Below are 24,304 nucleotides of genomic sequence, written 5' to 3'. Positions count from 1 at the left end.
CTGGTGGCGGTACGGCGTGAGTCCGGTGCCGTGGTGTGAAGGAAGGGACGGCATGTACGGCTGGATCTGGCGGCATCTGCCGGGTAACGCGTGGCTGAAGGCGCTGATCTCCCTCGTGCTGACCCTGGCCGTCGTCTATGTCCTCTTCCAGTACGTCTTTCCCTGGGCGGAGCCCCTGCTCCCCTTCAACGATGTGACGGTGAACGACCAGTGAGTGCCGCCCGACCCGCCCGGGTCCTCGTCGTCGACAACTACGACAGCTTCGTCTTCAACCTGGTCCAGTACCTGTACCAGCTGGGCGCCGAGTGCGAGGTGCTGCGCAACGACGAGGTGGTGACCGCCCACGCCCAGGACGGCTTCGACGGTGTGCTCCTGTCCCCTGGGCCCGGCACCCCCGAGGAGGCCGGCGTCTGCGTCGACATGGTCCGCCACTGCGCCGCGACGGGAGTGCCCGTCTTCGGCGTCTGCCTCGGCATGCAGTCCATGCAGGTGGCGTACGGCGGTGTCGTGAACCGCGCTCCCGAACTGCTGCACGGCAAGACCTCGCTGGTGGAGCACGAGGGCACGGGCGTCTTCGCGGGCCTGCCCACCCCCTTCACGGCGACCCGCTACCACTCCCTGGCCGCCGAGCCGACGACCGTACCGGCCGAACTGCAGGTCACCGCGCGCACCCACGACGGAATCATCATGGGCCTCAGGCACCGCGAACTGCCCGTCGAGGGCGTGCAGTTCCACCCCGAGTCGGTGCTCACCGAGCACGGCCACCGCATGCTCGCCAACTGGCTGGCGGAATGCGGCGACCAAGGGGCCGTGGCGAGGTCGACGGGGCTCGCCCCCGTGGTGGGCAGGGCCACGGCGTGACGGCACTGCGCCCCGAGCGCGAGAGTGCCCCCTACGGCGGCGAGGCCGCGTACGGGGGCGCCGAGTCGTTCGAGGCGGAGGCCTTCGAGCCTGGGTCGTCCTACCGTGACACGGCCGAACCCCAGCAGTGGGCCGCCCAGCATGCCTCGCCCTATGTCCAGGGCCAGGGCGACTGGTACGGGCAGCAGCCGTACACGGAGCCCTCGTTCGAGCCGTACGGGACCTACGAGCAGCGTCCGCAGGCTCCGTACGACGGCAGTTACGACGCCTACGCGCCGGAGGGCGTCCAGGGGGGACTCCCGGCGGACACCGCCCAGGAGCACCCTCCGATCGACGAGGAGACCGTGGCGCTCCGGGTGGAGGAGGCGCGGCGGATAGCGGCGACGGCCGAGTCCATACCTCCGTCTGCCGTCACAGCAGGCCGTGCGGCCCGCCGTAAGGCCGCCAGACGGCACGGGAGGCACGGAGGCCCCACGAGCACCCACGGGGCCTCCAGAGCCGCTCAGGGGCCCGACCAGCCCTTAGGCGCGGCTCCGCAGGCGTCGGCGCCCCTCTCCAGGATCGAGGCGCGGCGGGCGGCGCGGGCGCAGAAGCCCAGCGCGGGCGTGATCGCGAGCCGTGTCATCGGCGAGGTGTTCATCACCACGGGTGTGGTGATGCTGCTGTTCGTCACGTACCAGCTGTGGTGGTCGAACATCCGGGCCCACCAGCAGGCGGGCAGGGAGGCGACGAGCCTCCAGGAGGAGTGGAAGAGCGGGAAGCGCGCGCCGGGAGCCTTCGAGCCGGGGCAGGGCTTCGCCATCCTGCACATCCCGAAGCTGGACGTCGTCGTGCCGATCGCCGAGGGCATCAGCAAATCGAAGGTGCTGGACCGCGGGATGGTCGGCCACTACGACGCGAACAGCATCAAGACGGCCATGCCCGAGGACAAGACGGGCAACTTCGGCGTCGCCGGCCACCGCAACACCCATGGTGAACCGTTCCGTTACATCAACCGGCTGAAGCCGGGCGACCCGATCGTCGTGGAGACGCAGGACACGTACTACGTCTACGACATGGCCTCGATCCTGCCGGTGACACCGCCGTCGAACGTCAGCGTGCTCAATGCCGTGCCCCCGGGGTCGGGTTTCACGAAGCCGGGCCGGTACATCACCCTGACCACCTGCACGCCGGAGTTCACGAGCAAGTACCGCATGATCGTGTGGGGCAAGATGGTGGAGGAACGGCCGCGCAGCGAGGGGAAGCCCGACGCGCTCGTCCAGTAGGGGCTCGACCGAGGGCGGAAGAATAACTGTGGCAGTGACCACCGACGAGACCGAAGACAAGACGAGCGCGCCCGAGGCCGCGCCCCGCCGCCGTATGAGCCGGCTCGCCGTGGCGGTCAGTGTCTTCGGTGAACTCCTCATCACAGCGGGCCTGGTGCTCGGACTGTTCGTCGTCTACTCGCTCTGGTGGACGAACGTCCTCGCCGACCGGGAGGCGGACAAAGAAGCGAACAAGGTCCGCGACAACTGGGCCGCAGAGAACGGTCCGGGTGCCCTGGACACCAAGGACGGCATCGGCTTCCTGCACGTCCCCGCCATGGACAACGGCGAGGTCCTGGTGAAGAAGGGCACCTCCGCCAAGATCCTCAACGGTGGTGTCGCCGGGTACTACACGAACCCCGTCAAGGCGACCCTTCCCAGCTCCGAGAAGGACGGCAACTTCACCCTCGCCGCCCACCGGGACGGTCACGGCGCGAAGTTCCACAACATCGACAAGCTGGGGAAGGGCGACTCGATCGTCTTCGAGACCCGGGACAACTGGTACGTCTACAAGGTCTACGACACCCTCACGGAGACCTCGAAGTACAACGTCAAGGTCCTGTCGAACATCCCCAAGGAGTCCGGCAGGGAGAAGGCCGGCAAGTACATCACCCTCACCACCTGCACGCCCGTCTACACGTCCCGGTACCGGTTCATCGTGTGGGGCGAGCTGGAGCGCGTGGAGCGGGTGAACGCGGAACGCACGCTGCCGAAGGAACTGCGGTAGTTCGCGCCGACTGGCCTTTCGTAGGGATGTTTCACGTGAAACATCCGGTTTCACGTGAAACATCGCCATGACGACGGAGTCCCGGCCCCCTCCAGGGGGCCGGGACTCCGTCGTCGGGGGAACCGGTGGTGCTATCCGAAGAAGCCGCCGCCGTCGCCCCCGCCATTGTTGTTGTTCCCGTTGTTCCCGCCGAAGCCGACCGAGGCGAGGGTGATCGTCGTCTGGGCCGGGTCGGCGTCGTTGCCGCCGTCCGGGTCCTGATCGGTGACGAGCGCGGTGTCGCTCTGGTCGCTGCCGTTGGCGAACTGGATGTTGGTGAAGCCGGCCGCCTGCAGAATCTGCTTGGCCTGGCCGACGGTCCGTCCCACGACGTTCGGGACCTTGGCCTTCTGCTCCTCCTCCTCGGCCGCCTTGCCGATCTGGATGGTGACCGTGTCGCCCTTGTTCAGCTCGGAACCCGCCTCGGGGTTGGTCGCGACGACCTTGCCGACGAGGCTCTGGTCGTCGGTCTCGACCTCGGTGCAGGTACCGACGAGGTCGTTCGCCTGCATCTGGGTCTTGGCGGCCTCACAGTCCTGCCCGTTCACGGGAGGGACGATCGCCTTGTCCGGAGCCTTCGCGACCGTCAGCGTGACCGTGGAGCCCTTCTCGATCTTGCCGCCGTCCGGGTCCTGGCCGATCACGATGCCTGCAGTGCGGTCGGACTCCTTGGTCTTCTTCTCGACCTCGAAGCCCTTGTCCTCAAGCTGGGCCTCGGCCTCGTCGTACTGAAGGCCCTGGACGTCGGGCACCGAGATCTTCGGAGCGCCGGTCGAGATCACGAGGGCGATGGTGTCGCCCTTCTTGACCTTGACGTCGGCCTTCGGTGTCTGGTCGCAGACGTTTCCGGTCTTCTCGTTTTCGCACGCGCGCTTGGTGGTGGTCACGTTGAGGTCGACGTTCGCGGCCGACTCCTTCGCTTCCGCCTCGGTCTGGCCGATGAAGTTCGGCGCCTTGAGGGTGTCGTTGCCCGCGTCGTTCCCCGAGAACATCCACTGCCCGATGAGGACCGCGCCGATCAGCACCAGCACGCCGGCGACGACCAGGAGGATCGTCGAGGTGTTGTTCTTCTTCTGCTGGCGGCGACGGCCCTGGCGGTCGTCGTACCCGCCGTAGCCGTCGTCCGGGCCGACCGGGGGCAGCATGGTCGTGGCCCCGGCGTCGGGGCGCAGGGCGGTGGTCGGCTGGTCGTCGGGGTAGCCGCCGTAGCCGACCGAGCCCATCGCCGCCGTGGCCGCGACGGGCTGGCCGTCGAGGCAGGCCTCGATGTCGGCGCGCATCTCGTCGGCGGACTGGTAGCGATAGTCCGGGTCCTTGACCAGGGCACGCAGAACGATGGCGTCCATCTCCGGCGTGATCTCCGGGTCGAAGACGCTCGGCGGCTGGGGCTCCTCCCGCACGTGCTGATAGGCGACCGCCACGGGGGAGTCACCGATGAACGGCGGGCGGACCGTCAGCAGCTCGTAGAGCAGACAGCCGGTCGAGTACAGGTCGGACCGGGCGTCCACCTGTTCGCCCTTGGCCTGCTCCGGGGAGAGGTACTGGGCGGTGCCGATGACCGCGGACGTCTGCGTCATCGTCATGCCGGAGTCGCCCATGGCGCGGGCGATGCCGAAGTCCATGACCTTGACCTGGCCGTTGCGCGTCAGCATGACGTTGGCCGGCTTGATGTCGCGGTGGACGATCTGGTTGCGGTGGGCGTACTCCAGGCCCTGGAGGATGCCGATGGTCATTTCCATGGCCCGCTCCGGCAGCAGCTTGCGGCCGCTGTGGAGAAGCTCACGGAGGGTGGAACCCTCGACGTACTCCATGACGATGTACGGGATCGAGACCCCGTCGATGTAGTCCTCACCCGTGTCGTAGACCGCCACGATCGCGGGGTGGTTGAGTGAGGCGGCCGACTGGGCCTCCCGGCGGAACCTGGCCTGGAAGGTGGGGTCGCGCGCGAGGTCCGCTCGCAGCGTCTTCACTGCCACGGTGCGGCCGAGGCGGGTGTCCATCGCGAGGTAGACCTCCGCCATGCCACCACGGCCGAGCACCTGGCCCAGCTCGTACCGGCCGCCGAGGCGACGCGGCTCTTCCATAGCTTCCTACCAGCCCTCTCCGTCGGATCCCGACCGCACCGATGTGTGGTCCGGCGGCTGTGCTCCGGGCATACGGTACCCGGCTCGCCTTCTGTGACCTGGCCAACCGCGTCACCCGATACAGGACCGGTATCGCAACGTGCATCGATGTGAAGGCGACGTGAGCGGGGTCACTTCTTGCTGTTGATCACTGCCTGCATCACGCTCTTCGCGATCGGGGCGGCGAGACCGCCACCGGAGATGTCACCGCGATCGGCCGCACCGTCCTCGACGACCACGGCCACGGCGACCGGCGAGCTGCCGTCGCTGAGCTTGGCGTACGAGATGAACCAGGCGTACGGCTTCTCCTTGTTGTTCACGCCGTGCTGCGCGGTGCCGGTCTTGCCGCCGACCGTGACGCCGCCGATCTTCGCCCTGCCGCCCGTGCCCTGGGGGTCGTTGACGACGGTCTCCATCATGTCCTGGAGCTTCTGGGCGGTCTCCGACGAGACGGCCTGGGACAGGGTCTCGGGCTCGTGCGTCTCGATGACGTCGAGGTTGGAGGCGCGCAGCTGGTCGACCATGTACGGCTTCATCAGCTCACCGTCGTTGGCGACGGCGGAGGCGACCATGGCCATCTGCAGCGGGGTGGTGCGGTTGGAGGCCTGACCGATGCCGTCCATGGCGTTCTGCGGGTCGTTGTCCTCGGGGTAGACGCTCTCGGCGGCGCGGACCGGGACGTCCAGCTCGGCCTCGTTGAAGCCGAACTTCTCGGCCTGCTCGATCATCTTCTCGTTGCCGACGTTGTCCGACATCTTCGCGAAGACGGTGTTGCAGGAGACCATCAGCGCATAGCGCAGGGTGGCGTTCTTGCACACGCCGTGCTCGTTGGTGAGGTCGGTCTTCGTACCGGGCAGCTGGTACGGGTCGGGGGTCTTCGTCTTGTCGTCGATGCCCGAGACGATGTCGTTCTCCAGCGCCGCGGCGGCCGTGACCACCTTGAACGTGGAGCCCGGCGGGTAGGTCTCGCGCAGCGCGCGGTTCAGCATCGGCTTGTCGGAGTCCTTCTCCAGCTTCGAGAAGGTCTCGCCGTCCTTGTTGCTGATGCCGGCGAAGCTCGACGGGTCGTACGACGGCGTGGAGGCCAGGGCGAGGATCGCGCCGGTCTTGGGGTCGAGCGCGACGACGGCACCCTTCTTGTCGCCGAGGCCGTTGAAGGCGGCCTTCTGCGCGGCGGCATTCAGCGTGGTGACGACGCTGCCGCCCTCCTTCTTCTTGCCGGTGATCATGTCCAGCGTGTTCCGGAAGAAGAGGCGGTCGTCGTTGCCGGTGAGGATGCCGTCCTCGAGGCTCTCCAGCTGGTTCGCGCCGACGATCTGTGAGGAGTAGCCGGTGACCGGCGCCCACATCTCGCCGTTCTTCCAGGTGCGCTTGTACTTGTAGTCGGCGCCTTCGGACGCGACGGACCCGGTGATGGCCTTGCCGTCGACGATGATGTCCCCGCGAGGCGTGGCGTAGCGCTCGATGGAGACGCGCCGGTTCTCCTTGTCGGTGGCGAGGGAATCCGCCTTGACGTACTGGAGCCAGTTGTTGCGGACGAGCAGGGCGAGGACCAGGAGCCCGCAGAAGATCGCGATGCGGCGCAGGGGCTTGTTCATGACGGGCGGACCACCTGGGTCATCTCGGCGTCGGGGTTGGGTGCGGGGGCGGGCGCGGGCCTGCGCGCGGTGTCGCTGATTCTGATCAGGACGCCGATGAGTGCCCAGTTGGCGATGACCGAGGAACCGCCGTAGGCCAGGAACGGCATTGTCATACCGGTCAGGGGGATGAGGCCCATCACACCGCCGGCCACGACGAAGACCTGGAGGGCGAACGCGCCGGACAGGCCGACGGCGAGCAGCTTGCCGAACGGGTCGCGGGCGGCCAGGGCCGTGCGGATACCGCGCTCCACGATCAGGCCGTAGATCAGCAGGATCGCCATCACCCCGGTCAGACCCAGTTCCTCACCGAAGGTGGCGAGGATGAAGTCGGAGTTCGCGGCGAAGCGGATGAGCTCGGAGTGGCCCTGTCCCCAGCCGGTGCCGAGGGTGCCGCCGGAGCCGAACGCCCACAGGGCCTGCATGGCCTGCTCGGAGTGGATGATGCCGTCGGTGGTCCCCGCGCGGCTGAGCTTGTACTCGCGGTACGGGTCGAGCCAGGCCTGTACACGGGTCTGGACGTGCGGTTCGAAGCTGGCCACGCCGACCGCGCCCGCCGCGGACATCAGCAGACCGAACACGATCCAGCTGGTCCGCTCGGTGGCGACGTACAGCATGATCACGAACATGCCGAAGAACAGCAGCGACGTACCGAGGTCGGTTTCGAATACCAGGATGAGGATCGACATCGCCCAGACGACGATGATGGGGCCGAGGTCGCGGCCGCGCGGGAGGTACAGGCCCATGAAGCGGCGGCTGGCCAGCGCGAGCGCGTCGCGCTTCACCATCAGGTAGCCGGCGAAGAAGATCGCCAGAACGATCTTGGCGAACTCGCCGGGCTGGATGGTGAAGCTGCCGACCTGGATCCAGATCTTGGCGCCATAGGTGAGCTCGGCGCCGAGGCCCGGGACCAAGGGAAGCAGCAGCAGCACCAGCGCGCCGGCCATGGAGATGTAGGTGTAGCGCTGGAGGGTGCGGTGGTCCTTGAGGAAGATCAGTACGGCGATGAGGAGCGCGATGCCCATCGCTGTGTAGACCAGCTGATTCGTCGCCTTGCCGCCCGCCTGCCCGATCTGCTGGAGCAGTTTCGACTGGTCCAGTCGCCAGATCGCCACCAGCCCCAGCCCGTTCAGCAACGTGGCCAGGGGCAGCAGCAGCGGGTCCGCATATGGCGCGAACTTGCGCACGACGAGATGGCCGATGCCGGCCATCACGCCGAGACCGATGCCATAGGCGGCCAGCCCTGCCGGGATCTCGTCGTTCAGGGCGAGACCCACGTTGACGTAGGCGAACACCGGGATGACGACCGCGAACGCCAGCAGTGCCAGCTCGGTGTTGCGTCGGCTCGGGGTGCCGATCGCGCCGATCGTGGACGTGTGCTGCGTCGACGGGTTGGTAGTACTGCTCATCGTGTGACTGGGCCCCTCGCGGCTTGCCTACTGCTCACCGCACCGTGAGACCAGTTCCTGCTCCTCCTCCGAGAGGCTGGGGCCGGTCGACGGTGTGGGTGCGGTCTGGGTCGGGGTCGGGGACGTCGATGGTTTCGACGTCGGGGACGGTGTGGCCTTGGACGTGAGGGAGGTCTTCGTGGTTCCCGTGACTCCGCCGGCCTCGCCCGCGCCGGTCTTGGCGTTGCTGTCCGCCGCCTCGCGGCGCTCGGCGTTCTTCTTGCAGGCCGACGCCTGGGTGGACAGCTCCGTGATCTTCTTCTCGGCGTTGCTCAGACCGCCCTCGGCGATCGTGGCCTCGACCAGCTTCTGCTGGTAGGGCGGGAGGTACTTGAGTTCGATCTCGGGGTGGTCTTTCTGCACCTTCGAGAGCGAGATCCAGGCCAGGTCCTGGCTGATGCCGCGGTACAGCGCCACATGGTCGTCGTTGGCGCCGACGTAGTACTGCGTCTGGGTCCAGCGGTAACCGCCGTACAGGCCCCCGCCGACCACGGCGAGGGCGAGGACGCCGAAGAAGGATCTCTTCAGCCACCTGCGCTTCTTGCGCGGCTTGACGAAGTCGTCGTCCGAGTAGTCGTCGAAGCTGCCCGCGGCCGGCGTGTACCCGGTGGCGTCGCCGGAGCCGGGCGGACCGAACTCGCCGCCACCCTGCCCGTGCCCCTGACGGCCGAGGCCCGAGGCGCGGCCGGCCGGGGTCTGCATGATGCCGTTGTCCTGCAGGTGGAGCTGGTTCTCGGCGACCGCGCCGACCACGACCGGGGTGTCGGAGAGCTGCCCGGCGAGGGTGTCCCCGGTGTCGAGGTCGAGGACGTCGGCGATGATCACCGTGATGTTGTCCGGGCCGCCGCCGCGCAGCGCGAGCTGGATCAGCTCCTGCACGGTCTCCTGCGGACCCTGGTAGCTGGCGAGGGTGTCCTCCATCGTCTGGTGGGACACGACGCCGGACAGCCCGTCGGAGCAGATCAGGTACCGGTCGCCGGCACGCACCTCACGGATGGAGAGGTCGGGCTCGACGTGGTCGCCGCTGCCCAGCGCGCGCATCAGCAGGGAGCGCTGCGGGTGGGTGGTTGCCTCCTCCTCGGTGATGCGGCCCTCGTCGACCAGACGCTGCACCCAGGTGTGGTCCTGGGTGATCTGGGTGAGGACGCCGTCCCTGAGGAGGTACGCGCGGGAGTCGCCGACGTGCACGAGGCCGAGTCGCTGTCCGGTCCACAGCAGGGCGGTGAGCGTGGTGCCCATGCCCTCCAGCTGGGGGTCCTCCTCGACCATGGCGCGCAGTTGGTCGTTGGCGCGCTGTACGGCGGTGCCGAGCGAGGTGAGGATGTCGGAGCCGGGGATGTCGTCGTCGAGCGTGACGAGGGTGGAGATCACCTCCGAGGAGGCCACCTCGCCGGCCGCCTGGCCGCCCATGCCGTCGGCGATCGCGAGCAGCCGGGGACCGGCGTAGCCCGAGTCCTCGTTGCCCTCGCGGATCATGCCTTTGTGCGATCCGGCGGCGAAGCGCAGTGACAGACTCATGCGCACCTCGCCCGTCGGCTCCGGGTACATCCGCACGGTGCCCACCCTCCGGTCGGGAGCGCGCCGGGGCCCCTGGTGGGGGACTCCGCCGCGTGCTCGCTCCGCTCGCGCCTATTCATGATGTAGCACTACTTCCGCAGCTCGATGACGGTCTTGCCGATGCGGATCGGCGCGCCGAGCGGAATCGGCGTGGGAGTCGTCAGTCGGTTCCGGTCGAGATACGTGCCGTTGGTGGACCCCAGGTCCTCGACGATCCACTGGCCGTCGCGGTCCGGGTAGATCCGGGCGTGCCTGCTGGAGGCGTAGTCGTCGTCCAGCACGATCGTGGAGTCGTGCGCGCGGCCCAGCGTGATGGTCTGGCCCTGCAGCGCCACGGTGGTGCCCGTCAGCGTGCCCTCGCTGACGACGAGTTTGGTCGGGGCGTTGCGCCCGCGGCGGCCGCCGCCGCCGGTGGCGGGCGCGGGCTGCTGGCCGCGCTGCTGCGGTGGGGCGGCCTGGCGGGCGGCCGCAGCCGGCCGCGCGCTCTCTCGGCGCGACCCCCGCTGGGTGACGCGCGTACCGAACAGGTCGCTGCGGATGACCTGCACGGCCACGATCACGAACAGCCACAGTACGGCCAGGAAACCCAGCCGCATGACCGTGAGGGTCAGCTCTGACATTGCCCCCGCTTCACCCTTCGGCTTGCCGGTAAATGATGGTGCTGCTGCCCACGACGATCCGCGAGCCGTCGCGGAGCGTAGCGCGGGTGGTGTGCTGCCCGTCCACCACGATGCCGTTGGTGGATCCGAGATCCTGGATCGTCGAGGGCGTTCCGGTCCGGATCTCGCAGTGCCGGCGGGAGACGCCGGGGTCGTCGATCCGCACGTCGGCTTCGGTGCTGCGTCCCAGCACCAGCGTCGGGCGGGAGATCTGATGGCGGGTGCCGTTGATCTCGATCCAGTAGCGCATGCGCCCGCCGGCCGCCGGAGCGCCGGGCGGCCGCTGGCCTAGCGGGGCGACGCCGGGGCGGCCACCGCCGGGCGGCGGCGCGGCCGGCATGGGCGGGGCGCCCGCGGGTGCCGCGGTGGGCGGATAGCCGTAACCGCCGGGGCGGCCGGCGGCGGGGCTCGCCTGGGCGCCGGAGGGCGCCTGCTGGTCCGTGGATCCGGCGAGCGTACGGCTGCGTACCCGGTACAGACCGGTGTCGAGGTCGTCGGCCTTCTCCAGATGGACCTTGATGGGGCCCATGAAGGTGTAGCGCTGCTGCTTGGCGTAGTCGCGCACCATGCCGGCGAGTTCGTCGCCGAGCTGGCCGGAGTAGGGGCTGAGGCGCTCGAAGTCGGGCGTGCTCAGTTCCACGATGAAATCGTTGGGGACGACCGTACGGTCGCGGTTCCAGATGGTCGCGTTGTTGTCGCACTCCCGCTGGAGTGCTCCCGCGATCTCCACGGGCTGGACCTCGGACTTGAACACCTTGGCGAAGGTGCCGTTGACCAGACCTTCGAGACGTTGCTCGAACTTCTTCAGGACTCCCATGGGGCACCTCCTCCGTCGTCACCGCTCTGCGTACCGTGTCGGTACTGCTTACTGATCGTATCCACGCGCCGGGAAATCGGCTGGTTCCCCCGGTCGGCCCGGTCGACCGGTGTCACCCGGTATCGGCGCCCACTGGAGTCCCCCTGCCGGATTCCCACCGGAGCTCCTCTTCGAACTACCCCGTCCGAACTCTGCCAAGGATCGTAGAGGCGGTGCGAGACCAGTGTCCCGCACCGGACTGTGCGTCCCGTCCCTCTCCTGTGGAGATGGCCGGGACCGGTACGAGGTTGATACGTGAACCAGCACTCGTTGATACGTGGCCGGCGGGGCCGCGTGTTCGGTCCGTGCCGGTCGGTCCTGTCACGTCGCCGCGCAGCGGGGCCGGCCGTGCAGAAGGGATGTGAAGCCACCGTCTCCAGCGTGCTAATCTTCTCGATGTCGGAAGGCGCCGAAACCGCAAGGAACGGGGCCCGAGGACACACCTAATGCGCGGGTGGCGGAATAGGCAGACGCGCTGGATTCAGGTTCCAGTGCCCGCAAGGGCGTGGGGGTTCAACTCCCCCCTCGCGCACAGCGAAGCGGTCCCATCGTGATCACGATGGGACCGCTTCTTTTTGTGCGTTCGCGAACCGCTCGGCAGGGCTGCGTGCGCGGACTGCGGGGGCTGTGGAGTGTGAGGAGTCTCTCAGGGGGCTCGGTAAGGGCTTTCGGCTTCCGGTGGTGCGGAACGGCCCAGGGGCGTGCCGAGCTTCGCGTGCGCGGTCGCGGGTGGTCCTTGGGTCAGCGACACGAGAATCTTCGCAGATGGTGATACGTGCGATGTTTCACGTGAAACGGTGCCAAGTTGTATCGGTGGCTCTCTATGGGTGTCGGTTCCGCGAAATGGACCAGCACCGTTGACGCCCACCTGCCTCACACCTATCTTCTGGTCGTCAATTCGCACGCCGTTCGTATTTTCGAACGGACCTCTCGCTTCTCCCCCACATCTGCCAGAGACGAGGCGTACATGGCACCGCCGCTCTCCCGACGTTTTCTCCTCCGGTCCGCGTTGCTCACCGCGGCCATACCCGGAGTCTCCTTCGCGGCAGGTGGCGGACGGGCGGTCGCCGCCACGGTCCCGACGCCCGCCACCTGGTCGGTGCGGCCGTTCGAGCTGAGGGACGTGACGCTCGGGCAGGGCCTGTTCGCCGACAAGCGCCAACTGATGCTCGACCACGGGCGCGGTTACGACGTCGACCGTCTGTTGCAGGTCTTCCGGGCGAACGCGGGACTCTCCACCAAGGGCGCGGTCGCTCCCGGCGGCTGGGAGGGCCTGGACGGCGAGGCCAACGGCAACCTCCGTGGCCACTACACCGGGCACTTCCTGACGATGCTCGCCCAGGCCTACGCCGGCACCGGGGACACGGCCTACTCCGACAAGATCCGCTACATGATCGGCGCCCTGACCGAGGTGCGCGAGGCGCTGCGCGCCGACCCCCGCATGCTCGCCGTGACCGGGAGGTTCGGCACCGCGCAGGAGAACGTCCGGGGCTCCTACCAGTACGTCGACCTGCCGGACGGCGTGCTCGGCGATGCCTCCGCGATCACCTTGTCGGCCTGGGTGAAGCCCACGCACCACGCCAACTGGGCCCGTGTCTTCGACTTCGGCGACAACAGCACCCGCTACCTGTACCTGGCGGCGCGCAACGCGAGCGGTTTCCCGCGCTTCGCCGTCACCACCAACGGGCCCGGCGGGGAGCAGGGGCTCAACGGCACCGCCGCCCTGCCGCTCGACCGGTGGAGCCATCTCGCGGTGACGATCGGCGGCGGCACCGGCACGCTCTACGTCAACGGCACGGCCGTCGCGCGGAACACGGCGATGTCGCTCACCCCTGCGGCTCTCGGCACCCTGGCGAACAACTGGCTCGGTCGGTCCAACTTCCCCGCCGACCCCGTCTTCGCGGGCGCGTTCGACGAGTTCAACGTCTGGTCACGGGCGCTGACGGCCGCCGAGATCACCTCGCTGCAGAGCGACCGTGCCCCGGACTCGCCGGCGGGCCGCGGCGACCTGGCCTCGTACGACTTCGTCGAGACCGGCGGGGGCGCGTTCGCGGACGGCTCCGGGCGCGGGCTGACCGCCACCCTGCGCCGCACCTGGGGCGCGCCCAGCCATGACGGATTCCTGGCGGCGTACCCGGAGACGCAGTTCATCGAGCTGGAGTCGATGACCAGCGGCGACTACACGCGCGTGTGGGCGCCGTACTACACCGCGCACAAGATCCTGCGCGGGCTGCTGGACGCGTATCTCCACGTCGACGACGCGCGGGCGCTCGACCTGGCGGCGGGCCTGTGCGACTGGATGTACTCCAGGCTGTCGAAACTGCCGGACGCCACCCTGCAGCGGATGTGGGGCATCTTCTCCAGCGGTGAGTACGGGGGCCTGGTCGAGGCGATCGTCGATCTGTACGCGATCACCGGCAAGGCCGACCATCTCGCCCTGGCCAAGCTGTTCGACCTGGACAAGCTCATCGACGCCTGTGCCGCGAACACCGACACGCTCGACGGTCTGCACGCCAACCAGCACATCCCGATCTTCACCGGACTGATCCGCCTGTACGACGTCACGGGCGAGGCGCGCTATCTGACCGCGGCCAAGAACTTCTGGGACATGGTGATCCCCCAGCGGATGTACGGCATCGGCGGCACCAGCACGGCCGAGTTCTGGAAGGCGCGCGGGATCGTCGCGGGGACGATCAGCGACACCAACGCCGAGACCTGCTGTGCGTACAACCTGCTCAAGCTGAGCCGGAGCCTGTTCTTCCACGAGCAGGACCCGAAGTACATGGACTACTACGAGCGGGCGCTGCTCAACCAGGTCCTCGGGTCCAAGCAGGACAAGGCCGACGCCGAGAAGCCGCTGGTGACGTACTTCATCGGGCTGAAGCCCGGCCAGGTGCGCGACTACACCCCCAAGCAGGGCACCACCTGCTGCGAGGGGACGGGCATGGAGAGCGCCACCAAGTACCAGGACTCGGTGTACTTCGCCCGGGCCGACGGAAGCGCGCTGTACGTCAACCTGTACAGCGCCGCGACGCTGGACTGGTCCGCGAAGGGGGTGACGGTCGCCCAGAGCACCGACTACCCCCGTGAGCAGGGCACCACGATCACCGTCGGAGGGGGCGGCGCGGCCTTCGAGATGCGGCTGCGGGTGCCGTCCTGGGCGAGTGCCGGTTTCCGGGTGACCGTCAACGGCAGCGCGGTGAGCGGTACCCCGGCGCCGGGGAGCTACTTCACGATCCCCTCCCGCACCTGGAGCAGCGGGGACGTCGTACGCGTGACGATCCCGTTCCGGCTGCGGGTGGAGAAGGCCCTCGACGACCCTTCGCTCCAGACGCTGTTCTACGGGCCGGTCAACCTGGTCGGCAGGAACAGCGCCACCACTCACCTGTCGGTGGGGCTGTACCGCAACGCCGGGCTCTCCGGCGATCTGCTGCCCTCCCTCACCCCGGTGGGCGGAGAGCCGCTGCACCACACGCTGGACGGCACCGAATTCGCTCCCTTCCACGAAGGGAGCGAGCACCCGACCCACGCCTATGTGAAGCGTGCCGAACCGAAGGTGGTCCTCGGCGGCACCGACTCGGGTGTCGCCAACCCGGCGAAGTCCGACGGTACGACCCTGCTGGACGAGATCTGGGCCGGGGCGCCGTTCGCCGACAAGGACGCCCTGGTGGCGCGGGTGCGGTCGGCCGTCACCTCCTGGGTGTCGGCCGGACTGCTGAGCCAGGCCGACGGACAGCAGGTGGTGACCACCGCGCGGAACGCCACATACGCGGCCTAGCGGCACGGGCGGCCGTTCCCCGGGAGGGGGCGGCCGTCCTTCGCGTTCCACCTCCCACGCGGTTACGCGGCGAGGCGCGCGGCCAGGTTCTTGGCCTTGACGACCGCGTCGTCGAAAGCCTTGGCCCGGGAGGCCTCCGAGAGGGGGATCAGCTCGCTCATCGCGGGGTTGTGCGGGGCCATGGTCAGCTCCGGGACGATGAAGTCGAGCTCCAGGCCGAGGGTCTCGGACAGGACCGCCGTCAGGTAGTTCTGCACGTACTCCAGGGGTTCGCGGGGCGTGCCCGGCGCGTAGGAGCCGCCGCGGCTGGCGACGACCGTGGCCGGGGTGCCCTTGGTCTTCGAGTCCTCGGTCATGGCGGTGCGGCCGATGAGGACGACGTTGTCCAGCCACGTCTTGAGGGTGGACGGGATCGAGAAGTTGTACATGGGGGCGCCGATCAGGATCGCGTCCGCCTGCTCCAGCTCCACGATGAGCTTCTCGCGCTCGGCGAAGGCCGCGGCCTGCTCGGGGGTGTGCGTGGCCGGGTCGGCGAAGCCGGCGGTGTGCGCGGCGGCGCTGATGTGCGGCACGGGATCGGCGTGCAGGTCGCGGTAGACGACCGTGCCGTCCGGATGCTGGTCCTCCCAGGCCTTGCGGAAGGCCTCCGTCACCGCGCGCGATGACGAGGCGCCGGCGGGAAACGCGGACGAGTCCAGGTGCAGCAGCGTAGCCATGGAGAGCTCCAGAGGAAGTCGCTTCGTTTTCGTACTCGACTATGAATAACACAGTCACTTACTTTTTTTCATCCACATACTTCGGGCCAGTACTCTTGTTCTCATGGCGGAGCAACAGCAGGGCATCCATGGCGCCGGGCCGTGTCAGCGGGTCGACGAGGGCATCACCCGTGTGTTCGCCCTGCTCGGCAAGCGGTGGACGGGTCTGATCGTGGCCGTCCTGATGCCGCATCCCGCACATTTCGTCGATCTGCGCAGGGCGATTCCCGGCATCAGCGAGCGCATGCTCTCCGACCGGCTCACCGAACTCGGCGGGGCCGGACTGGTGGTGCGCGAGGTCGACGACGGGCCGCCGCTGCGCGTCACCTACCGGCTGACCGAGGCGGGGGCGGCGCTGGAACCGGCGCTGCGGGAACTCAAGGACTGGTCCGAGAGCCATCTGCCGCGGAGCGGGCCGTGTCCGGGGGCGGCGCGGACGTCGTAGCGTGGTCGGCCGAGGGTTGTGCAGTGGGTCGCGGGTCGGCTCGGCAGCGGGTGGACGACCGGGGTTTTCGCAGGTCCCGGCGGGTGCGATACGGAGTTTTCCACAGGGTCTGACGCGTTTCGGCCACCGGCTGTAACGTCAGCACGAGTTGATGTTCGTGCGTGGACGTGTACGGGGGAGGCGGTCGTGATGACCGAGGCCGGTACGACGGCAGGGCCGGTGGCCGACGCGGAGTCGGCGCAGTCGCGGGGGGCGGGGGCGGAGGCGACGGTGTCGCCGTCGGCCGCCGCGCGGGTGCCGGGGGTGAGGGGGTTCGCCCGGTGGCCGTCGGTGGGGTCGCCCAAGGACGAGGGCAAGGCGCTGCGCACGAGGGTGCCCCGCAGTGCCCACGCGGACCTGACGCTCACCACCGACCGGCCGGACGCGGTGTCCGCGGTCGAGGAGTCCAACCGCGGCCGGATCGCCGGCCTCACTCCGATAAGGGTCGGCAGGATGGCGGCCACCCCCTTCGCGTTCCTGCGCGGCTCGGCGGGCCTCATGGCCCACGACCTCGCCCGTACGCCCATGACCGGCATCGGCGCCCAGCTCTGCGGCGACGCCCACGCGGCCAACTTCGGCCTGTACGGGGACGCCCGCGGCGGACTGGTCATGGACCTCAACGACTTCGACGAGACCGTGCACGGCCCCTGGGAGTGGGACCTCAAGCGCCTCGCCGCCTCCCTGGTGCTCGCCGGCCGCGAGGCGGGTGCCGACGAGGAGGTGTGCCGCAAGGCGGCCTACGACGCGACGGGTGCCTACCGGCGCACGATGCGCCTCCTCGCCAAGCTCTCGGCGCTCGACGCGTGGAACGCCATCGCGGACGAGGAACTGGTCTCCCACACCGACGCCCACGACCTGCTCGGCACACTGGACCGGGTCTCGGAGAAGGCGCGTGCCAACACCAGCGGGCGCTTCGCGGCCAAGGCGACCCGGGCGGTGGAGGGCGGCGGCCGCCACTTCGTGGACGCCCCGCCGGTGCTGCGCCGCGTGGAGGACGCGGAGGCGGCCGCCGTGGCCACCTCCCTGGAGCAGTACCTGACCACGCTGACGGAGGACCGCCACCCGTTGCTGGCCCGGTACGCCGTGCACGATGTGGCGTTCCGCGTGGTCGGCACCGGCAGCGTGGGCACCCGCTCGTACGTCGTGCTGCTCCTGGACCACCGCGGGGAGCCGCTCGTCCTCCAGGTGAAGGAGGCCCGCCCCTCGGCGCTGGAACCACACCTCGCGACAGCCGGCTTCGAGGTGCCGGAGGTGGACCACGAGGGCCGCCGGGTGGTGCTCGGCCAGAAGCGCATGCAGGTCGTCAGCGACATGCTGCTCGGCTGGACCTCGGTCGACGGCCTCCCCTTCCAGGTACGTCAGTTCCGCAACCGCAAGGGCAGCGTCGACCCCGCGGCCCTGGCCGCCGACCAGATCGACGACTACGGCCGCATGACCGGTGCCCTCCTCGCCCGCGCCCACGCCCACAGCGCCGACCCGCGCCTCATCGCCGGCTACTGCGGCAAGAACGACGAACTGGACGAGGCGACGGCCACGTTCGCCGTGACCTACGCGGACCGTACGGAGGCGGATCACGCGGAGCTGGTGACGGCCGTGCGGGCGGGACGCATCGCGGCGGAGGTGGGGGTCTGAGCGAGGGCCGGTGGAGGGTTCCCGGGGGTACCGAGCGGGCCGAGCGCGGCCGGCCGGGCGGCTGGGTGGTGCGGGCCTGGTCGCTCCGATCGCCGTCCTCGGCGGCTTTCGCCGGGGGCCGGAGCCGTGGCCTAGGCTGGGTCGGGTGACGACCCCGGAAGCCGAGCAGACACCGTCCGAGCGCCCCACCGAGCCCGGGCGGCCCGATGAGGCCACCGAGCCCGTCGAAGGCGCGGCACCGACCGAGGGCGCCGAGGGCACGGCGTCCACCGGGGGTGGGTCCTCCGCCGAGGGCGGCTCGGGGCGGCCCGAGGAGCGGCTGGAGCGGGCCGTGCGGGCGGCCGAGCAGGCGCTGATCGAGTACGAGATCGCCGTCGAGACCTTCCGGGTCGAGGTGGAGAACTTCTCCCGGTTGCACCACCAGAAGCTCGGCCCCGTGTACGCGCGGCTCGACGAGCTGGACGCCCGGATCGCCGAGGCGAAGGCCGCGCGCACCGGTGACCCCGAGGATGTGCGCAAGGCCCAGGAGGCGCGGGCCCGGGTCATGCCCATGCCGGGCGTGGAGGAGCTGTTCCACGGCTGGATGGACTCGGAGGGTCTGTTCCCCGAGGCCGCGGCCATGCTCACCGATCAGCCCGTGCGGTCGCCGGAGCGGGTGCGACCGAGCGACGAGGCTCGCCGGCTCTACCGGGAGCTGGTCCGCAAGGCCCACCCCGACCTGGCCCAGGACGACAAGGAGCGGGTGCGACGGGACGAGTTCATCGCCCGGGTGAACGCGGCGTACGGCCGGGGCGACGAGGTGCTGCTGCGAGAGCTGTCCTCGGAGTGGGCGGCCGGGCCCGTGGAGCAGGAGCGCGGGCCGAGCCGGGCCGAGGAGCTGTACGCCCGGCTCGAATGGCTCGCCCAGCGCAAGGAGTTGCTCGCCCTCGTGGCCAAGGAGCTGGAGGAGGGGGCCATCGGGTCGATGCTCCGCCTCGCCCCGGAGGACCCGGACCGGCTCCTCGAGGAGATCGCCGACCAGTTGCTGGCGGAGGTCGAACAGCGTGAGACCGAGCTGGCGGAGCTGCTCGGCCGGGACGATTAGCCGGGGGCGGGTCGGGTAGCGTCGTGCGCATGCAATCCGGATCTGGTGTGCCCACGGTCGAGGTCGCGGACCTCAAGGACGACGACTTCCTGCTGGACGTCCGGGAGGACGACGAGTGGCAGGCGGGTCATGCCGAAGGGGCGCTGCACGTCCCCATCAGTGAGTTCGTGTCGCGCTACGGCGAGGTGACCGAGGCGGCTCCGCAGGACGGCAGGATCCATGTGATCTGCCGTTCGGGCGGTCGTTCGGCGCAGGTCACCATGTATCTCGTCCAGCAGGGCATCGACGCCGTGAACGTGGACGGCGGCATGCAGGTGTGGGCGGCAGCCGGCCGTCCGGTGGTGGACGACCAGGGCGGGGCCGGGTTCGTTCTCTAGGCGACTCGTCTCCCTGGGGGCAGGTGGCGGATCGCATGCGCGTGGGGCGCGCGGACAGGACGTACGCGCCCCAGGGTGTGGTGTGCGTGGCCCTCAGCCCAGGGGGTGGGCCGCCAGAAGATCGCCCAGTGCCTCTTCGTGGGCCGCCGCGGGGCCGAGCGACAGTTCCAGGTGCTTGGCCCAGGCGTGATAGCGGTGCAGGGGGTAGTCGACGTCCGCGCCGAAACCCCCGTGCAGATGCTGTGCGGTCTGCACGACCCGTCGTACGCCCTCCGAGGCCCAGATCTTGGCCACCGAGACGTCTCCGGCGGCGGGCAGCGCACCCCCCGCCCCGGAGGTGATCCGCCAGGCGGCCTGCCACAGCGTCGCCTCCATCGCGCGCAGGTCGATGAAGCGGTCGGCGGCCTGGACGGCGACGGCCTGGAACGAGGCGATCGGGAAGCCGAACTGTTCGCGCTTTCCGGCGTATTCGCTGGTCATGCCGAGTACGGCCTCACCCAGACCGAGCGCCAGCGCGCAGGTGCCGGTGGCCAGCAGCTCCCGCAGCCGCTCCCACGCCCCCTCCGCGTCGATGATGTCCCGCGCGGCGATCCGTGCCGACTCCAGCCGCAGCTCCGCGAGGCGTTCACCGCTGGTGGAGATCTGCTCGGCGAGCGTCACGCCTGGGTGGACGCGGGGAACGAGGGCGAGCACGGCCCGTCCGTCGGCGGCCGCGGTGTCCTGTCCGGCTTCGTCGGCGGAGAGGCCGGGGAGGACCGACTCCGGCGCAACCGTGGCGGGGACGACGACGAAGTCCGCGTGGTGCGCCCAGGGCACCGCCGTCTGCACGCCGTCCAGGACCCAGCCGCCGTCGCTGTCCCGCCGCGCGGTCACGGCGAGTTCGGCGGGGTCGTGGCCGGTGCGGCCGTGCGCGGCGACGGTGAGGACGATCTCGCCCCGGCCGACGCGGGCGAGCAGATCCTCCCTCAGCTCCTCGCTCCCGTGTGCCTGGACGGCCACGGCGGCGGCACTGGTCTCCAGCAGCGGCCCCCTGGCCAGCACCTTCGCCGACTCGCGCAGCACCAGGCACAGTGCGATGGGGTCGAGCCCCGAACCGCCGTACGCCGGGTCCAGCAACAGGCTGAGGAGATCCGCGCCCGCGAGCTTCGCCCACAGGGGCCGGTCGAAGTCGTCGGCCACGGCCCCCGGCACGAGCGACGGGCTCGGGACGCCGTCCGGTGCGACCCCGGCGAACACCGCCCTCGCCGCCTCGGCCGCCGCCTGCTGCTCCTCGGTGAAGGTGAAGTCCACGGTTCCGCCCTTCCGTGTCGCCGATGACAGGGCGTCAAGATAGAACAGGTTCTAGAAGAGGGGAATGGCGCGGAGCCGGCCGTTGGTCGCGCGGCGGGCGAGGCGGGCGGCTGGCGGCGGGCGAGGCGGGCGGCTGAGCGGACGAAGCGGCTTTCGGGGAGAGGCGGACCACACCGCGCCGTAAGGTGTCCCCCGCTGTGGATAACCTCAAGGGTGCCGTGCGAGCGGTGTGACGATGTGACTGCTGTGACCATCGGGGCTGTGCCGGACGGATACGGCTGAGTAAGTTCCGGTGGGGAAGCGGACCGGGTCCGTAGGAATCGGGGAGCGGGGCGGAATGGACGCGAACGACGAGGTCTCGAACGCCCGGCGGGGGCCGGACGAGCCCGAGGGCTCCGACTCCGCGAGCGAGGCGGACCCGCGGGTTCAGCCGTCCCGGCAGACCCCGGACCCCGCCTCGCCCCCGGTTCAAAAGCCCGCCTCGCCGCCGACTCCGGATCCCGTCATGCCATCGGCCCCGCACCTCGCCTCGCCATCGGCCCCGGACCCCGTCACGCCCCCGGTTCAGGAGCCCGCCTCGCCGCCGACTCCGGATCCCGTCATGCCATCGGCCCCGCACCTCGCCTCGCCATCGGCTCCGCACCTCGCCTCGCCATCGGCTCCGCACCTCGCCTCGCCATCGACGCCGGATCTCGGCATGTCTTCGACGGCAGACCCCGTCGCGCCATCGACGCCAAATCTCGGCATGTCCTCGACGGCAGACCCCGTCACGCCATCGACGCCGGTCACCGCTGCGGACCCTTCCCCGGGCCCGGCAGCCTCCGGCATGGCCGCGCTCACCCTGCCGTACCAGATAGCCGTGGCGCTGGTGCTCGCGGTCGTGGCGGTGGCGACCTGCGCCCACCTCGGGCTGGTGTTTCTCCATATCGCGCCCTCGAACACGCTGACGAAGCAACACGGCCGGGCGGTGGACGAATGGGTGTATCCGGAGTTCGAGCAGAACTGGAAACTGTTCGCACCGAACCCGTTGCAGCAGAACATCGCCGTGCAGGCGCGCGCCGAGGTCCGCACCGCCGACGGTGAGACACGCGAGACCGGCTGGTACGACCTGTCCGCGCTGGACGGCGCCGCGATCGACAGGAACCCGGTGCCGAGCCACACCCAGCAGAACGAGCTGCGCCGGGCCTGGGACTTCTACGTCGCCACGCACGACAACGACCACCGCGCCACCACTTCGCGCGGCGACCTCTCCGAGCGCTATGTGCGCCGGATCGTGGTGATGCGCCTGGACCGCGAGCAGGCCGGCGAGCCGGGCGGTGTGATCGAGCGGATCCAGCTCCGGTCCCGTACCACCAACGTGCCGGCGCCCGAGTGGAGCGAGGAAAAGGTGTCCGACAAGCCAGTCGTCCGTGAGCTGCCCTGGTGGCAGGTGACCGACGACGACCGGACGGACGCCGCCGCCAACGCGGGTGGGGCCGGCCGGGCCACCACCGGCCGGACGGAGGCGAGCGCCGAATGAGCGGCTCCGTGACTGCGACCGACCCGGTCCGCCGAGGGAGCCCCCTGGCGCGTCTGACCGCTGCGATAGGCAACGGGATCACTCGCGTGACGGATGGCGCGCTGGGCCCGTACCAGAGCGCGATCGTCCGTATCGGCTTCTCCGCGACCTGGCTGCTGTTCCTGCTGCGCGAGTTCCCGCACCGACGCGAGCTCTACGGCCCCGACGGGCCCTGGAGCTGGGAGCTGGCCCAGCAGCTGACGGCGAGCAACGACGCGTTCACGGTGCTGATGTGGTCCGACAGCATGGTGTGGTTCGAGATCGTCTACGCCGTCGCCGTCCTGTCCACCTTCCTGCTGCTGCTCGGCTGGCGCACCCGCGCCATGAGCGTGCTCTTCATGATGGGCGTGCTCTCGCTGCAGAACCGCAGCGTCTTCATGGGCGACGGCGGCGACAACGTCCTCCACCTCATGGCGATCTACCTTGTCTTCGTCCGCTGCGCCCAGGTCTGGTCGCTGGACGCGCGGCGCGCAGGGCGTGGGCGCGAGCGGCTGGAGCTGGACGGCAGGGCCCCGGAGGACCGGGTCGGTCCCGCGCTGTGGTGCGTGCTCGGGTTCGCGCTGCTGCTGGTGACGTTCGGGGGACTGATCCCCGGCGGTCTGCTGGGCGGCTGGCTGACGTTCTTCTGGGGGCTCTGGGCGGTGCACGCCCTGTGGTGGGCCGCCGGGCGCATCGCGTCGGACACCAAACCGCGCGCGCTGCTCGACATCGTCGGCAACCTCACGCACAACGCCGCTCTCGTCGTGATCATGGCCGAGGCCTGTCTGATCTACGCGGCGGCGGGCTGGTACAAGATCCAGGGTGGGCGCTGGCAGGACGGCACGGCGGCCTACTACCCGTTCCACCTGGACTACTTCTCGCCCTGGGCCTCGCTCTCCGACCTGCTGTCGTCCAGCGGCACGATGGTGATGCTGGTGACGTACGGGACGGTGATTGTCCAGGTCGCCTTCCCGTTCACGCTGTTCAACCGGCGCGTCAAGAACGTCCTGCTGGCGGTGATGATGACCGAGCACGCCGTGATCGCCGTCGTGCTGGGGCTGCCCTTCTTCTCGCTCGCGATGATCGCCGCCGACGCCGTCTTCCTGCCCACGCCCTTCCTGAAGCGCCTGGGCGCACTGGCGGCACGCGCGCGTGACCGCGTCGTGCGTCGCGTCCTGCCGGGGCGCGCCCTCACGATCCCGGGCCCGCGCCGGCCACCGGTCCCCGACGAGGCGGAGGCGGCCGAGCAGGCGCGCGTAGGCTTCAGCGCATGAACGAACCGGTGAGCGGACCCGCAGGCGAACCGGCGACGGGACCCGCGGCCGGCCCGGCGGGAGATGCCGAGGCCGGACGGGCGACCGCGGCCGCCGCCCGTCCGCCGGGCGATCCTGTGGGGGCATGGCACCGCCTCGCCGACGCCTCCGTCCTGCTCGACGGTTTCCACGCGCTGAAGCACGCCGTCCGCTTCGGCGCGCAGGTGCCGGTGGCCGTCACCGCCGACCGCACGGCGGCCCTCGCCCTCGCCGACGATCTGGCCCCGGACGTACGGGACCGGCTCGTGGACCTCCTCCAGGAAGTCCCGGAGGAGACGTACCGGGCCCTCGTACCGCGCCCGCACCCCACCGCCGTCGCCGCCCTGGCCGTACGCCCCGCGCGCGCGGCCCATCTGGCGGCTCTCGCCCGGGTCCCGCGCGCCGCCCCCGTGGTCGTGCTCGACAACCCGCGCAACCTGGGCAACGCGGGCGCCGTGATCCGGCTGGCCGCCGGCTTCGGGGCGACCGGCGTGGTCACCACGGGCACGCTGGATCCCTGGCATCCCACGGTCGTGCGCGGCGGGGCGGGTCTGCACTTCGCCACGGCCGTCGAGCGCCTGGAGGTGGCCGATCTGCCTCCCGGCCCGCTCTTCGCGCTCGACCCCGAGGGCGACGACATCCGGGGGCTGAAGCTCCCGGACGACGCCGTCCTCGCGTTCGGCTCCGAGCGCAGCGGCCTGTCGACCGACCTGCGCGCCCGCGCCGACCACCTGCTGTCCCTCCCGATGCGCCCCCAGGTCTCCAGCTACAACCTGGCGACGAGCGTGGCGATGACGCTGTACCACTGGAGCGCGGGTTCCTTCTGAGCACATGAGCTGAGGGAACCGGGCTGAGGGAACGAGG

The 24,304-nt window shown here is 70.0% G+C and carries 20 protein-coding genes and 1 tRNA gene; 13 read left to right on the top strand and 8 right to left on the bottom strand.

Features of this window, described 5'->3' with window-relative positions:
• The first annotated feature begins 52 nt into the window (after nucleotides 1-52).
• The 4 genes from ACWCRJ_RS01370 to ACWCRJ_RS01355 are packed head-to-tail and all read left to right on the top strand — an operon-like array spanning nucleotide 53 to nucleotide 2,892.
• Nucleotides 53-214, top strand: coding sequence for a hypothetical protein (locus ACWCRJ_RS01370; protein WP_020113582.1), 162 nt, complete (start codon nucleotides 53-55; stop codon nucleotides 212-214).
• Nucleotides 211-861, top strand: a complete 651-nt coding sequence (locus ACWCRJ_RS01365) for an aminodeoxychorismate/anthranilate synthase component II (protein ID WP_450937326.1) — start codon at nucleotides 211-213, stop codon at nucleotides 859-861. Before ACWCRJ_RS01370 ends, ACWCRJ_RS01365 begins: the two co-directional genes overlap by 4 nt.
• Nucleotides 858-2,126 (top strand): class E sortase, encoded by a 1,269-nt coding sequence (locus ACWCRJ_RS01360; protein ID WP_450937325.1) that lies wholly within the window; start codon nucleotides 858-860, stop codon nucleotides 2,124-2,126. Before ACWCRJ_RS01365 ends, ACWCRJ_RS01360 begins: the two co-directional genes overlap by 4 nt.
• 28 nt (nucleotides 2,127-2,154) lie before the next feature.
• Entirely contained in the window at nucleotides 2,155-2,892 is a 738-nt protein-coding gene (locus ACWCRJ_RS01355; protein WP_450937324.1) for a class E sortase, read from the top strand.
• 131 nt (nucleotides 2,893-3,023) lie between these two features.
• On the opposite strand, the gene pknB is transcribed toward ACWCRJ_RS01355, so the two are convergent.
• From pknB to ACWCRJ_RS01325, 6 genes are all read right to left on the bottom strand, one after another.
• Nucleotides 3,024-5,015 carry a Stk1 family PASTA domain-containing Ser/Thr kinase gene (pknB, locus tag ACWCRJ_RS01350; RefSeq protein WP_450937323.1) on the bottom strand — a complete coding sequence of 664 codons (1,992 nt, stop codon included), beginning with the start codon at nucleotides 5,013-5,015 and terminating at the stop codon, nucleotides 3,024-3,026.
• Between the two features lie 170 nt (nucleotides 5,016-5,185).
• Nucleotides 5,186-6,652, bottom strand: coding sequence for a penicillin-binding transpeptidase domain-containing protein (locus tag ACWCRJ_RS01345; RefSeq protein ID WP_450937322.1), 1,467 nt, complete (start codon nucleotides 6,650-6,652; stop codon nucleotides 5,186-5,188).
• The gene (locus tag ACWCRJ_RS01340; protein ID WP_450937321.1) at nucleotides 6,649-8,100 is read right to left on the bottom strand and encodes an FtsW/RodA/SpoVE family cell cycle protein; all 1,452 of its coding nucleotides are present in this window, start codon (nucleotides 8,098-8,100) and stop codon (nucleotides 6,649-6,651) included. The genes ACWCRJ_RS01345 and ACWCRJ_RS01340 overlap by 4 nt, the downstream gene beginning before the upstream one ends.
• Before the next feature lie 27 nt (nucleotides 8,101-8,127).
• The gene (locus ACWCRJ_RS01335) at nucleotides 8,128-9,657 is read right to left on the bottom strand and encodes a Stp1/IreP family PP2C-type Ser/Thr phosphatase (protein ID WP_450937320.1); all 1,530 of its coding nucleotides are present in this window, start codon (nucleotides 9,655-9,657) and stop codon (nucleotides 8,128-8,130) included.
• Between the two features lie 128 nt (nucleotides 9,658-9,785).
• Nucleotides 9,786-10,316 (bottom strand): FHA domain-containing protein FhaB/FipA, encoded by a 531-nt coding sequence (locus ACWCRJ_RS01330; protein ID WP_046915257.1) that lies wholly within the window; start codon nucleotides 10,314-10,316, stop codon nucleotides 9,786-9,788.
• Between the two features lie 10 nt (nucleotides 10,317-10,326).
• Nucleotides 10,327-11,172 carry an FhaA domain-containing protein gene (locus ACWCRJ_RS01325; protein ID WP_450937319.1) on the bottom strand — a complete coding sequence of 282 codons (846 nt, stop codon included), beginning with the start codon at nucleotides 11,170-11,172 and terminating at the stop codon, nucleotides 10,327-10,329.
• A gap of 487 nt (nucleotides 11,173-11,659) precedes the next feature.
• Here ACWCRJ_RS01325 and ACWCRJ_RS01320 point away from each other — a divergent pair.
• Together ACWCRJ_RS01320 and ACWCRJ_RS01315 are read left to right on the top strand one after the other, a co-directional pair.
• Nucleotides 11,660-11,743 (top strand) — tRNA-Leu (locus ACWCRJ_RS01320).
• A gap of 435 nt (nucleotides 11,744-12,178) precedes the next feature.
• Nucleotides 12,179-14,989 carry a beta-L-arabinofuranosidase domain-containing protein gene (locus tag ACWCRJ_RS01315; protein ID WP_450937318.1) on the top strand — a complete coding sequence of 937 codons (2,811 nt, stop codon included), beginning with the start codon at nucleotides 12,179-12,181 and terminating at the stop codon, nucleotides 14,987-14,989.
• Nucleotides 14,990-15,051: 62 nt separating this feature from the next.
• Here ACWCRJ_RS01315 and ACWCRJ_RS01310 read toward each other — a convergent pair whose 3' ends face one another.
• Nucleotides 15,052-15,705, bottom strand: a complete 654-nt coding sequence (locus tag ACWCRJ_RS01310; protein ID WP_450937317.1) for an FMN-dependent NADH-azoreductase — start codon at nucleotides 15,703-15,705, stop codon at nucleotides 15,052-15,054.
• A gap of 103 nt (nucleotides 15,706-15,808) precedes the next feature.
• On the opposite strand from ACWCRJ_RS01310, the gene ACWCRJ_RS01305 reads away from it, so the two are divergent.
• From ACWCRJ_RS01305 to ACWCRJ_RS01290, 4 genes are all read left to right on the top strand, one after another.
• Nucleotides 15,809-16,189, top strand: a complete 381-nt coding sequence (locus ACWCRJ_RS01305) for a winged helix-turn-helix transcriptional regulator (protein WP_450937316.1) — start codon at nucleotides 15,809-15,811, stop codon at nucleotides 16,187-16,189.
• 189 nt (nucleotides 16,190-16,378) lie between these two features.
• The gene (locus tag ACWCRJ_RS01300) at nucleotides 16,379-17,860 is read left to right on the top strand and encodes a DUF2252 domain-containing protein (RefSeq protein WP_450937315.1); all 1,482 of its coding nucleotides are present in this window, start codon (nucleotides 16,379-16,381) and stop codon (nucleotides 17,858-17,860) included.
• A 145-nt stretch (nucleotides 17,861-18,005) separates the two neighbouring features.
• Nucleotides 18,006-18,944 carry a hypothetical protein gene (locus tag ACWCRJ_RS01295; RefSeq protein ID WP_450937314.1) on the top strand — a complete coding sequence of 313 codons (939 nt, stop codon included), beginning with the start codon at nucleotides 18,006-18,008 and terminating at the stop codon, nucleotides 18,942-18,944.
• Nucleotides 18,945-18,991: 47 nt separating this feature from the next.
• Nucleotides 18,992-19,321 (top strand): rhodanese-like domain-containing protein, encoded by a 330-nt coding sequence (locus tag ACWCRJ_RS01290; RefSeq protein ID WP_450937587.1) that lies wholly within the window; start codon nucleotides 18,992-18,994, stop codon nucleotides 19,319-19,321.
• A 93-nt stretch (nucleotides 19,322-19,414) separates the two neighbouring features.
• Here ACWCRJ_RS01290 and ACWCRJ_RS01285 read toward each other — a convergent pair whose 3' ends face one another.
• A complete protein-coding gene (locus ACWCRJ_RS01285) occupies nucleotides 19,415-20,611 on the bottom strand; it encodes an acyl-CoA dehydrogenase family protein (RefSeq protein ID WP_450937313.1) in 1,197 nt (398 codons plus the stop codon).
• 337 nt (nucleotides 20,612-20,948) lie between these two features.
• On the opposite strand from ACWCRJ_RS01285, the gene ACWCRJ_RS01280 reads away from it, so the two are divergent.
• From ACWCRJ_RS01280 to ACWCRJ_RS01270, 3 genes are read left to right on the top strand one after another with little or no spacing between them, the layout of a single operon-like run.
• On the top strand, nucleotides 20,949-22,130 hold the full coding sequence (locus ACWCRJ_RS01280; RefSeq protein ID WP_450937312.1) for a DUF5819 family protein: 1,182 nt from the start codon (nucleotides 20,949-20,951) through the stop codon (nucleotides 22,128-22,130).
• Nucleotides 22,127-23,422, top strand: coding sequence for an HTTM domain-containing protein (locus ACWCRJ_RS01275; protein WP_450937311.1), 1,296 nt, complete (start codon nucleotides 22,127-22,129; stop codon nucleotides 23,420-23,422). The genes ACWCRJ_RS01280 and ACWCRJ_RS01275 overlap by 4 nt, the downstream gene beginning before the upstream one ends.
• Nucleotides 23,419-24,267 carry a TrmH family RNA methyltransferase gene (locus ACWCRJ_RS01270; RefSeq protein ID WP_450937310.1) on the top strand — a complete coding sequence of 283 codons (849 nt, stop codon included), beginning with the start codon at nucleotides 23,419-23,421 and terminating at the stop codon, nucleotides 24,265-24,267. The genes ACWCRJ_RS01275 and ACWCRJ_RS01270 overlap by 4 nt, the downstream gene beginning before the upstream one ends.
• Nucleotides 24,268-24,304: the final 37 nt, after the last annotated feature.

It is taken from the genome of Streptomyces sp. NPDC002324 (assembly GCF_053593335.1).
The sequence above is the reverse complement of the archived record's forward strand: the minus strand, read 5'-3'. Positions and strand labels throughout refer to the sequence as shown.